We start from the raw sequence: 12,175 nt of genomic DNA on the forward strand, positions 1-12,175 counted from the left end.
CTCAAGAATGAAAAGTAGTGTTGTTAGCGGGCTGTGGCTATTTAACCAAGTGGCAGAACATAGCAGTTTCACCAGTGCTGCAAAAGCATTGCACTTGACGACCGGTGCGATCAGTCAGCAAATCATTCAATTAGAAGAGCAGCTAGGTTTTACTTTGTTTGAACGCCATTCGCGTGGCATCCGACTAACACCCAAAGGGTTACAATTATCTCAATCTACGCAATTTCACTTCTCAGAACTAGGAAAGACACTTAAAGATCTACAAGTTGAAAAGCCCCACAATGAAATTCGCCTCAAGCTGACGCCTTCTTTTGCGTTTAAATGGTTGGTCCCACGTCTTGAAAGCTTTCATCTAGAAAACCCCGATCTCCAAGTGCAGATTTTTGCAGAGGGAGCACTAGTGAATAGTGAGCTAAAGGACTATAACGTTGCGATAGACTACGGTTCTCATCCCTATCGAGATAAAAGTGCAGAGCGGATTCTCGATGAACAACTTTTGCCAGTCATGAGTCCAAAATACCTTGAGGATCATGGGTGGCTAAAAACTCTTAAAGCGTCGCCAGAAAAATGGCGAGACGCGACGTTACTGCACGATGCTATGCCATGGGATAAGGCTCCGCGTGACTATGAATGGCTGTATTGGGCATCAAGTATGGGATTCGATTTTAAAACAGATGTAGGGCACTTCTTTAATCGTACTGATATGGCAATGTCAGCGGCCGAAGCCGGAGTGGGTATCGCAATGGCACGCATGGCGCTGGTGGAAGACGAGTTAGCATCTGGTCGCCTAGTCTCGCCATTTGAACCTGTGGATGCTAGCGCAGGTTACTATCTGATTATCAACAACCAAAGTGAGCAGACGGCGAGATTTAGATATTGGATAATGCACGAAACAAGTAGTCAACGTAGATTAGTTGATCAGCCCTAAACATCTCCGAGAATCACAGCGTTGTCGTAGAGTCTGATTAGATTAAACTTGGGAGGAGAGTTAATGTTTGTACCTAAACGTATTGCTGTCATCAACAATATCTATTCTTACAGGTATTGTACCTTGTCCAACGTTGCCAATCTTTGCAAAAGCTTTGCGTGAAAGATCAATTACTCGACCTCGCACAAAAGGGCCTCTGTCGTTAATTTTTACATTAACAGACTTGTTGTTGGCGGTGTTGGTTACTCGCACGATAGTGCCAAAAGGCAAAGTTTTGTGCGCTGCGGTAAGGGCATTTAGATCATATGTTTCACCACTTGCAGTTAGTTTCCCATGGAACTTATCTCCATACCAAGACGCTTTGCCATTAAGAGCATGTGACTGAGCATAACCTTTTGTTTTAGAGTTACCGACCGCTGACGTCGAAGTGCACCCTGCTGAAATCATAAGAGCGAGAGTTGTAAAAATAATGCAAAGCTTTTTTGTGTGATTTGGGAACGTTAATCTACTCATTTTTATCTTTTTCGTGTTTTTAGCTACGCAATGAAGAGTATAGTCATTATTCTGAAATGAACGCCATCCACTACGTTCGGGTAATGCTTCCATTAAGAGTGCTTTCTTAAGTCATTCTGATGAAAAGTTTTTATCAGTAAAATGTCAGCCCTAATAAAGCTAAAAAGGCTCTTTTAACCAGCCATCTTGGATTTTGAGAATAATTAAGTTCGTTACGCAATGATGAAACTCATCACCTTTAATTTGAGTGTAGATAAAGGGTAATAACGACTACAGTAGATAGCTTTGGGTGTTATTGGACTTAGGTTTACCGCTGGGGGAAACGGAAAGTCACACTCTAGTCTCGTAGAAACCGCCTCGTCTGAGGCGGTTTTACATTATGTGTTTTGATCTATTACTTGAGCTTTAATTTGAACTTGGGCTGTAGCTGCCGGCTGTACAGAATCGGTGGCGAGATAAGTGGTATGAGAAGGCAAGGCGAACTTTGTGTCCTCCGCTTCAATAATCTGATTAATCGATATCAGTAGCGATTGCTGCAAATTAAGAAATGTCTCTTTACTCGTTGTATTCAGATGAGCGAGAACTTTAATATCCAAACTGTAGGCATTGAAGGTATCAAAGTGTACTCGAATAGGTGAATCTAAAACGTTAGGGTGCTCTTGGAGCAAGTTTGTTATCTTCTTCGTGATCGTTTGGAGTTGAGACATACTGGTCTCATACCGTAGCCCAATGGTTGTCTTGAACGGGTAACGGTCTCGACGGCTAAAGTTGATGATTTCATGCTTAATCAAGTCCCCGTTGGTGATGGTAATTTGGGTTCTATCTTTTGCCCTGATACGAGTCGAGCGCACTCCTATTTGCTCTATAACGCCTGATTGATTACCAATTTGGCAGTAATCCCCAACCGACAAAGATTTGTCCAAAAACAAAATGACACCACCAATTAAGTTCTCCATTGTGGGACGAATTGCGAGTGCGATGGCCATCCCTCCAAGACTCAATCCTGTTACGATTCCGTATACAGGTACCCCTAATCGATTTAAACCGTAACCAAGGCAAGCGATCGCAGCCATGGAGCCAAAAAGAGTACCAATAATTTGTGCCAGGCTATGACGTAATGTTGATTTCGAGCGTTGTTTCTTCATCAGTAGGCGACAAGCTTGATAGATAACAAGGTAAGCGACTTGGCTGAGCAAGAGCCAACAGATGAGTTCGATAACTATATTCAACGTCGACATTAACGTGCCCGTTAAATTAAGTTGGTAGTCTGCAAGGTATAGAAAACCGCTCAAGGTTAATACGGCAAGAATTGATCTTGTGACAGGCGCACTAACATTGTGGAACAGAAGAATGAGAACGCCGCTCATTACAATGAACAATATGGTTAACCCCAACCATTGCCATAGGGCTTGGTTCCAATATTCGACCATAAATGTGCTCGGCAAGGCTTCGATAAGATAAAACCAGTGTGGCGGAATTAAACGTCCAGCACTCAGTGAGTAGTATTTAAAGTAGTCGAGGGATGCTTCGGAATGAGACGGTAAGTGCTTGACTAGAAGATAGTCGCGATACAACCCTTTTACGGTTTGCTGGGAAAATCGATATTGACCATCGGCCTGCTTCACCAACTCTAAGCTGGTTTCTGGCACTCTCCACTGTGCTAGTGCATTGCTATTTGGAATTTTGGAAAGCTCAATGAGAGGCACTCGGTCGAGAATTTCTTTCATTAACATCACGGACTCGAGTGCCACTTTATTTTGGCTAGAATCAGGCACATCACTTAAGTCAAAGACTTGAGTTGCTTTATCGAAAAGTGCATACACTTTCTGTCGATTAGGCTCAGTGTTGTGCTTTTGATCAGCCAGTATAAGATTAAGCTCTTGATTCGCTTCAGCCACTAGATCATTGAAGCTTATTATCGCTTGTTGTGGCGTTGAAAGGTTTGGGGGAGAAAGTGGAAAAGGATCACTTGCTTGAGTTAAATGACTGCAGAACAAGAGCAGAGCTCCCATCATCCATGATGCGATTTTTGTCATGTGCCTTTCCTAGCCTTGGTTTTTTGTCCTAATAAGTTTAGCTAAAATATTAGTTTAGATAACAAAGGGCCGCATTCTCTCGTGTAGATTACGAGCTAATTGATATGTGACTGATTAACAAAACCGCCTCAGATGAGGCGGTGTTGATTCAAACGTTTGATAGCTTTAACGTTGATAAGCGGTTTCACCTCTGCTGATAGTTTGTTGGACTTTTAAGTCCTTCAAAGTGTCAGGTTCTACCTTTAGTTAGTTTTTATCTAAAATGATCAAATCAGCGTTTTTACCGACTTCTAAACTGCCTTTTGTTGTTTCCTCAACGTGTTGATATGCTGGCCAAATCGTCATTTACTGCGTCTGCTTGCCCATCAGGAGAAGGAAGCACATTTGCCACCATTGCCTGCAAGCCAACACCATAAACATGGCTGTGAGGATCAATAAAGCCAGGGAGTAAAGCTTTCCCCTTTAAATCAACCAACTGGGTCTTGCCAAATTTATGCTCCATTGCGTCTTCTTTGCTGCCGACATAGATAATTTTCTCTCCTAATGTTGCAATCGCTTCGGCGTATTCTGGGGTATCTCCGGCCATCGTGAGGATATCGCCACCAAAGAATATCTTATCGGCAGCGGTCACTTTAATTGGCTCGGCAACGGCTTCTGCTTGTTTAGTTTCGTCTGAAAAACAGCCCGTTAGTGCAAGACTGGAGAGGGCGAAAGGAATCCATGTTGATTTCATATAAAGGCGCCGTTATGGCATATGCTTTAATCAATCTAGTGCACATTGAAGAAGAGCGTTGCGATGTTGATTTGATCTTTAATCCAGATCAGATAAATGAGTGATGCTTATGTGGAATTTGCTAGCAAGCACTGAGTTTTAGAAGCTTAGTTTTAGAAGAGAAACGAAGTGGCTTAATCCGTTATTAATATAGCTTTCGGTCACCTATAGTCCTCCCTTGAATAAAGCTGAGTATATTTTTCTAAGGTTCTTATTTGTAAGGTTTTTTTAGTATTTGGGTTATGGTATTCCAAATGCTCATGGCGGTGCACTTTTCTTACCTTGCTTATAAATCGTATCTTCCTGACTATGCTTAGAAAATAGTCACTAGGAAGGGACGTTCATGTCTTACGTGTTTCACCGTCATTGCCACGCCAAATTGCCCACTATCGCCAGAGGGGAAGGGGTTTATCTGTTCGATAATCAAGGCAACCAATATCTCGATGCTTGCGGTGGCGCTGCCGTATCAAACCTTGGGCACAGCCACCAAGCTGTTAAACAAGCCATGCTCGACCAAATCGAAAAAGTATCTTTTGCTCACACTGGCTTTTTTACTAGTGAAGCAAGTGAGCAGTTGGCTGAGCTGATTTGCCAGCAAATGCCATCGCAATTCAATCATGTCTACTTAGTCAGTGGGGGCTCTGAAGCGGTTGAATCTGCACTAAAGATGGCAAGGCAATACTTTGTGGAATGTGGCAAACCTGAGAAAAAGCAGTTTATTGCCCGCCAACAAAGCTACCACGGTAATACACTTGGTGCGTTGGCTGTTGGTGGAAATGAATGGCGGCGTGAACCTTTCAAACCTATCTTACACCCAAGCCATCACATTGCGCCGTGTTATGCCTATCGTCATCAAAGGCAAGGCGAATCAGAACTCGATTATTCACTGAGAGCGGCCAATGAGCTTGAAGCTAAAATTTTAGAACTGGGCTCGGATAACGTCATGGCTTTTGTTGCAGAGCCGATTGTTGGCGCAACAGCTGGTGCAGTACCTGCCACTCAAGGTCACTTCAAACGAATACGAGAAATTTGCGATCGCTATGATGTGTTGCTGATCATGGATGAGGTGATGTGTGGTGTTGGACGCTGCGGTAGCTTTTTTGCTTTTGAACAAGAGCAGGCCGTCCCAGATTTAGTCTGTATGGCGAAAGGTTTAGGGGCGGGTTATCAACCAATCGGAGCCGTTGTTGCCAACGATAAAATCTATCATGCAATCGCGTCTGGTAGTGGCTTCTTTCAGCATGGGCATACCTTTATGGCGCACCCTGTTGCGTGCGCAGCAGCTGTTGCAACCATTCAAACCATCGGTGACCAAAAGCTCTTGCAAGCCGTCAATCAACAAGGGGCGATGTTAAAAAGAGAGCTCGAATCGGCGCTTTCAGACTTCCCATATATTGGGGATATTCGTGGTAAAGGGCTGTTTCTTGGCATTGAGCTTGTAGCAGACAAAGTAAGTAAAATCCCGCTGCCTAATTCAACTTTGGCAGACAAAAAGGTCAAGCAACAAGCGATGAAAAATGGACTGATGTGCTACCCAATGGGCGGCACGATTGATGGTATAAATGGGCATCATATCCTTCTTGCACCGCCTTTTATCATCGAACGAAGCCATATTGACGAGCTGGTGGATAAGCTCACTCGTTCACTTAGAGAGGTGTCGCAGAAATGGTAGTGAACTCCCAAACTAAAAGGGCTCGAATCGCGATTATTGTTGCGCCCAATGGGGCGAGAAAAACTAAGCAATACCATGCTCAATTGCCGATGAATACTGAAGAAATGGTTGCCGAGGCGAAAGCATGTCAAACGGTAGGGGCTACCATGATTCATTTGCACGCGAGAGATGCGCAAGGCAGACATTCTCTAGAGTTAGATGACAACTTAGAAATCTACCACGCGGTGAAAGCTGCGGTGGGGGATTCGATGATTGTTCAGCTCACGACTGAGGCTGTTGGAATGTATTCACCACAACAACAAATGGCGCTGGTTAAAGCGGTAAAACCAGAAGCCGCTTCCTTTGCTTTGCGTGAACTGATTCCTGATGAGCAGAGTGAAGAGCAAGGTTTTGTCTTTTTCGATTGGGTCGCTGCTCAGGGCATTCTCAGTCAAATCATTTTGTATGATCAGGCAGACATCGAGCGCTATTTCTCCCTACGAGAGCGAGGCGTTTTACCCAAGCACAACCAACACGCGTTAGTGGTTCTTGGTCGATATCATGAGGCTCAACAATCTTCGCCATGGGATTTACGAGCAATGCATTTAGAGCGCTTTATCGAAGAGAAGGTTAGATGTGCCGTGTGCGCGTTTGGCGCGAGAGAACAAGACTGTTTAACCCATGCAATGTTACTGGGATTGGATGTTCGGGTAGGCTTTGAGAACAACCATTTGAGTTCGGATGGTCAACTTGCAAAAAGCAATGCAGAGCAAGTTCGGCGATTAAAAGAGATTTTTGAATTGCTCGATGTGCCACTGCATGATGCAGAAAGTTTTCGAGAGTCCATTTAGTCACGGACATAAAAAAGGCTCCAATCGGAGCCTTCTTCAAATCTAATTTTAGCTTTCAGTCTGAGTTACAGACTGACGCGCTGGATGCTTGATAAACACCGCCACGATTGCTGCAATTGCAAGCGCGAAACAGTAGTAAGAGTTCGCGACAACTTCTAGTGGAGAAAGGTGAAATACCGAGCCCAGTAGCAGAACTTGTGCGCCGTATGGCAATACACCTTGGATAACACACGAGAAGATATCCAACAAACTTGCAGAGCGACGTGGTGATACGTTGTTCTCTTCTGCCAGTTGACGAGCCACGCTACCTGATACAATGATGGCAACGGTGTTGTTGGCGGTACAGGTATTCACCATCGCAACCAGGCCAGCAATACCTAACTCACTTGCGCGGCTACTGACGTTCAGAGAATGCTTTGAACTAAATTTAGCTATCATGTTACTTACAAGATTTGTCAGAAATGCTAAGCCACCCTGGCGGCGCATGAGTTCACTTAAACCACCGATTAGCATCGAAAGTAAGAAGATCTCTTGCATATTAGTGAATCCAGAATAAACATCATTTGCAAGGTTAGCAACGGCGTAATCTTTCACAAAGGTCAAGCAGCTAATTCCTGCTAAGCCTATCCCTATTGTCAATACGACGAAGACGTTCACTCCGGAAGCGGCTAGTACAAGAATAGAGATGTAAGGTAAAATCTTAAGCCATTCAATAGCCCCAGTCTCTGGTAATACCGCTTCCGTACTAAAGTAAGTAAAAATTGCAATAGCGACTAAGGCTGCTGGTATTGCTATGCGGACATTCTCTCTGAATTTATCCTTCATTTGGCATCCCTGAGAGCGTGTTGCAGCAATTGTAGTGTCCGAAATTATCGACAGGTTATCACCAAACATGGCTCCACTCAGTACTACACCTGCGGTAAGAGGAATGCTCATGCCAGCAGACTGCGCAATACCCAATGCTACTGGAGCTATAGCGGCAATGGTGCCCATTGACGTACCCATCGCGGTCGCAATAAATGCAGAAATCACGAAGATACCCGGTAAGATTAAGCCAGAGGGTAAGGTAGCCAAGCCAAAATTAACCGTTGCATCGACACCGCCAGATGCTTTTGCTACCGATGCAAAAGCGCCTGCAAGCAAGTAGATCATGCACATGGCGATGATGTCTGAATGACCAACACCCTGCATAAAATGTTCAATTGCTTTATTGAGCTTATCTTTACTTAGAATAAGAGCGAGAATCACCGCTGGCAAAGCAGCGATTGGTGCTGGGAATTGATAGAATGCCAGAGCGACACCCTGAAAAGAAAGATAAGTGCCTACGCCAATAAACAGCGCAAGGAATAACACTAAAGGTAAAAGTGCGACCGCTGATGGTGCGATTGCTTTATTAGAATTTTTAGAACCAGACATGTGAACGACAACATAATCAATAAATAAGGCGAGCAGACTAATCTGACACCAAAGACTTGTCAACGTCTAGACGTCTAAATGGCTGGCTATTTTTAATCTAAAAGACCAATAAAAAAGGCTCACATAACATATCTTATTGATACCGTGAGCCTTTGCGGAATTACATTGGTTTAGAGCATTTACGCTTTTTTTCGTTTGAGAAGTGCGAAGATCATCAGTGAGAACAGCAGTGCTGCACTAGACCAAACCACGTAGCGATGATCGGTATAGAACTGGCTAAGGACGCTCAAGTGCTCAAACGTGAAGTTGGTGAGCAAACTGAACACGGCAACCCAAATGGTGGTTGCAAGCGCGTTACCCAACAAGAACTCTTTGCGCGGCATCTTAGCAATACCGCAAGCAAGCGGCATAAACTGCTTCATCCCTTCAATAAAGCGACTGACAACTAAACAAGCAGGACCATACTTTTGAATCGTACTTTGTAGCTTCTGCATTTTGGGGCCAGAAATATAGCCTTTCTTATCTAACCAACCTTCAAAGTAATAGCCAATCAGGTAGCCGCACGTGTTGCCAAAAAAGCAACTCAACCAAGAGACTATCATCACTAGGCTCAGGTTCATGACATGCTCTGATGAGATGATAGACGCCGCAATCATCAGCGATTGCCCCGGCATCGGAATACCAATGCCTTCAAGAAAGATGCTGACGATAAGGGCGAGATAGCCATATTGCTCAAGCAGCGGCTTCATCGCCATCAATAGTTCATTTATGTGTTCCAAACGCTTTCCTCTAACAAAAGTGGAACGAAGCTGGAGTGATACTCCTGTTAGTTAGCTTGGTCAATCGACGTTGTTCTCAGTCAGTAAAATCTGACACGCCGTTGATAATAGTGCTGCGTATTTAGTCTTTTAGGTTACGCCTTACTAAGTCGTGCATTTGTTTAATGGTCATCAATGCTAACCAGATGATCTCTTCGACAGATCGTTGACCAGCCCTTGAGGAGGGATGATCGGCATCGGTTTTATTGCTCAGCGCTGGCAGTTCATGCACGCGATTGTCACGAATCGTACTGATCAACGCATCCATCGCATCATGAATAAGGCGTTCGACTTGCGGTGAGCCTTGGTAATAGGTGCCCGCTCTCACTAGAGGGAGCAGCAAGCAAAGGTAGTGACTCAACAAGCGATAATGGCTCAACATATCTTCATAATAATGTGGATCGGCACGAGTGTGCCTTGGCTCTTGTTGCATCTCGTTGTAAATCAGTTCAAGGTCACTTTCAGCGGTGAGCATAGCGGCACGTTGCTTAGTGAGCGCCATGTGATCACGTTGCTCAGTGTCGACTTGTAACTGCTCATAGCAATACACAAATAAGCTTTTTGAACTATCGAGCGCTTTTAATGCTTGGGTATGAATCTCCTTACCTCGCCACTGCGGCCACAATAAGCCATAACCGAGCAAGACAATTGCGCCACCGACGACATTGTCGATCAAGCGCGGAGCGGCAAAGTCGAGCCCTTGGTGTGCCATGGTCTGATAAACCAAAATCAACAGTGCGGTAATACAGCCAATCGCCAGCGAATAATGACGCATAATATTGAGCATTGCGACAGGTAATAGAACTGCGATCAACACAAACAGGATGTTCGTTGGTACGCCTAGATGAATCAATGAAGTGGCGAACAATACCCCAAGCGCCGTACCTAAACAGCGTTGCCAAGTCTTACTGCGGGTGGCCAAGAAACTCGGCTGGATCACCATCAACATGGAAATTAATACCCAATCCGGGCGAATCAATTCAAAGTATTCAGCAATCCCAGCGCCAAGAGCAAACATCAAACCAACGCGAGTCACGTGGCGCCAAATCGGGTTGTCTCGACTTGGTAAACGGAAAGACAGTTCGAATGGTTGTACCTCAAAGGAACGTTCATAAGCAGGTTCATTAAGCTCAATACGACGAGAAATATGCTTGACCGCGTATGCCCAGTAGCGAAAACGAGGTTGGTCTTCTAGCTTCACTGCCTCAATCAAATCATGGGCTTCCTGCTCCAGTGAGCTTAAGTGTTCCATCTCTTCATGCGTGTTATGCAAAAGCTGCTTGGCTTTGTGTCTTAATCTTTGCTGACAATGTTGGCTCCAAACCAAGAGTAGATCTCGTTTCGATTTGCTGGATTGAAATTGCTTGAGTAGATCAGGGTTGCTGGTATGACTGCTCAAGATGACTTCAAACGTATCGAGCGCTAAAAACAAAGCCTGACGTAGAGAGTTGGCATCTTCATGTTTAGAGCGAAAAGATTCTGATTGCAGCGCTTGCTGAAACAGTTCAATCAACTGATATTTGATGCGTCGTTTCGGGGCATCGTTTTCGCTTCCAAGCAAGAAAGCTTGGCGATATTGAATATAGTCCGCTAGCGTCTCGTAAATCGCAGAAAGACAAACACGCAGCGCGTAATGTTTCCATAAGGCAAACCAAAGCCAACTGAACAGCGCAAAAATGAGTGGTCCCAACACCAACATAGGATAGAGACCAAGTACCGCGCTGGAACTATGTAGTGACAAGCTCACGACCGCGATCAGTAAGCTCGACATGCCAAGGCGTCCCCAAAACGGACCATTCACTGCTGCACTCGCCAATACTGCTCCCATCGCGCCGTAAGTCAGCCACAGTGGTAAGCCCATATTCAGCAGGGCATAACTGATGACAAGCGTAATGCTCCACGTGAAAGCGGTAATTGCAAAGCGTGTCCAACGCCTAGGACCGGCAGTGTCTAAACCACTGATCAATGCTGCAGGCATGGTCATTAAAGCCGTCATGGCGAGATTGATTTGGTTGAATAGCACACCCAACCCCATGAACAGAACAATCGCGCTGGTGGCACGCAGACCAAGGTTCACTGAAGGGGAGTACCAGATTTTACGCAGAAAGGCAGGAGATAACGTCATAAACCCTCATTACAGTTGGCAACACCTTCAGTGTAACGCGAATATCTTTTGATGTGCTGGCTTCAACCACAGATTGAAAAATTGAGGCGGAGTCGTTATCTAACCGACGCCTTCTCCAAGCTGAGTAAATAGCCAATCATTGAACAGCGAGACTTTTCGCGCCGCTAGACGGTAGTTCGGCACAAATACGTAATAGCCATAATGGCTATGCATACTCAATTGTTGGATGTGGTGGACCTCACCTCTCGACATCGCCTGTTGCACCATAAAATCAGGCAGGAGGGCAAGCCCTTTGCCAAGCTTTACCGCTTCATAAGAAAGATAGAAATGCTCATGACCGACAGGGTGATAATGAATCGCGCTTTGCAGAGATTGTTCTAGTTTGAACTGCTCCCACAACTGCGGGCGCGTTGTTTGAGGAATAAAAGCGAAATTCGCAATGGACTGTTTGTCGTTACACGTTGAAGAACTTGATGAGCCCGTTAGCAGCAGCATTTCTTGACGCAACAATCGACCATGTTCGTAGTGACTAGAAAGAGGAAGGCAACGGATGGTGATGTCGCTGTCTACATCTAACTGATTTATTGGACCATCACTGGTACGAACTTTAACGCGGATATCAGGATGGTTTTGATGGAAGGCATCAATGTTCGGTACCAACCACAAACTGGCGAAAGAAGGCGTGACATCGACCACCAATAATTCTTGCTCTGTGTCGGTTTGAATCAAGCTTGCCGTGGCATGTTGGATGATCTCCAACGCTTCGGTCACCTTGGGTAAGTAACGTTTTCCTTCTTCTGTGAGCTCAATACCATTGAGACCACGCTGAATTAATGGCAGCCCAACCAGTTGCTCTAACGTCGCAATTTGTTTGCTCACGGCACCTTGAGTCACGCACAAACTTTCTGCCGCTTTAGAAAAACTCAGATGGTTAGCAACCGCAACAAAGGTTCTAAGTGCACGAATAGAAGGGTATTCACTGCCTTTTAGCATAAACTCACGTCCATTGATGAATGCTTAACCACAGACTAAGAGATTTTGGCTTGGAATCAAAGCGATGAGTTG

The 12,175-nt window shown here is 44.9% G+C and carries 10 protein-coding genes and 1 pseudogene; 3 read left to right on the plus strand and 8 right to left on the minus strand.

Translation table 11 applies throughout. The features are described from left to right. Window positions 1-7: 7 nt before the first annotated feature. Window positions 8-928, plus strand: a complete 921-nt coding sequence (locus tag A8140_RS03455; protein ID WP_005532567.1) for a LysR substrate-binding domain-containing protein — start codon at window positions 8-10, stop codon at window positions 926-928. Window positions 929-988: 60 nt separating this feature from the next. Here A8140_RS03455 and A8140_RS03460 read toward each other — a convergent pair whose 3' ends face one another. From A8140_RS03460 to A8140_RS03470, 4 genes and pseudogenes are all read right to left on the minus strand, one after another. Next, entirely contained in the window at window positions 989-1,441 is a 453-nt protein-coding gene (locus tag A8140_RS03460; protein ID WP_033000220.1) for a septal ring lytic transglycosylase RlpA family protein, read from the minus strand. Window positions 1,442-1,818: 377 nt separating this feature from the next. Further along, window positions 1,819-3,477: a mechanosensitive ion channel family protein gene (locus A8140_RS03465; protein ID WP_005532564.1), complete on the minus strand. Its 1,659-nt coding sequence runs from the start codon at window positions 3,475-3,477 to the stop codon at window positions 1,819-1,821. Window positions 3,478-3,723: 246 nt separating this feature from the next. Beyond that, a complete protein-coding gene (locus tag A8140_RS25965) occupies window positions 3,724-3,822 on the minus strand; it encodes an amidohydrolase family protein (RefSeq protein ID WP_113643700.1) in 99 nt (32 codons plus the stop codon). Between the two features lies 1 nt (window position 3,823). Beyond that, window positions 3,824-4,210 (minus strand): annotated as a pseudogene (locus A8140_RS03470) (amidohydrolase family protein); the annotation flags it as partial. A gap of 382 nt (window positions 4,211-4,592) precedes the next feature. Between A8140_RS03470 and A8140_RS03475 the strand changes: the two are divergent. Continuing rightward, the gene (locus A8140_RS03475) at window positions 4,593-5,921 is read left to right on the plus strand and encodes an aspartate aminotransferase family protein (RefSeq protein WP_005532560.1); all 1,329 of its coding nucleotides are present in this window, start codon (window positions 4,593-4,595) and stop codon (window positions 5,919-5,921) included. Beyond that, complete coding sequence (locus tag A8140_RS03480) at window positions 5,915-6,751, plus strand: beta-keto acid cleavage family enzyme (RefSeq protein ID WP_005532559.1); 837 nt, start codon at window positions 5,915-5,917, stop codon at window positions 6,749-6,751. Before A8140_RS03475 ends, A8140_RS03480 begins: the two co-directional genes overlap by 7 nt. Window positions 6,752-6,799: 48 nt before the next feature. Here the strand turns inward: A8140_RS03480 and A8140_RS03485 are convergent, their stop codons facing one another. From A8140_RS03485 to A8140_RS03500, 4 genes are all read right to left on the minus strand, one after another. After that, window positions 6,800-8,167 (minus strand): Na+/H+ antiporter NhaC family protein, encoded by a 1,368-nt coding sequence (locus tag A8140_RS03485; protein ID WP_012127116.1) that lies wholly within the window; start codon window positions 8,165-8,167, stop codon window positions 6,800-6,802. A gap of 179 nt (window positions 8,168-8,346) precedes the next feature. Beyond that, window positions 8,347-8,922, minus strand: coding sequence for a DedA family protein (locus A8140_RS03490; RefSeq protein ID WP_005533755.1), 576 nt, complete (start codon window positions 8,920-8,922; stop codon window positions 8,347-8,349). Window positions 8,923-9,067: 145 nt separating this feature from the next. Then, complete coding sequence (locus A8140_RS03495; RefSeq protein ID WP_005533753.1) at window positions 9,068-11,110, minus strand: FUSC family protein; 2,043 nt, start codon at window positions 11,108-11,110, stop codon at window positions 9,068-9,070. Window positions 11,111-11,209: 99 nt separating this feature from the next. Then, window positions 11,210-12,103, minus strand: coding sequence for a LysR family transcriptional regulator (locus A8140_RS03500; RefSeq protein WP_005533752.1), 894 nt, complete (start codon window positions 12,101-12,103; stop codon window positions 11,210-11,212). Window positions 12,104-12,175: the final 72 nt, after the last annotated feature.

Origin of the sequence: Vibrio campbellii CAIM 519 = NBRC 15631 = ATCC 25920 (assembly GCF_002163755.1) — a bacterium.
Classification (GTDB): Bacteria; Pseudomonadota; Gammaproteobacteria; order Enterobacterales; family Vibrionaceae; genus Vibrio; species Vibrio campbellii.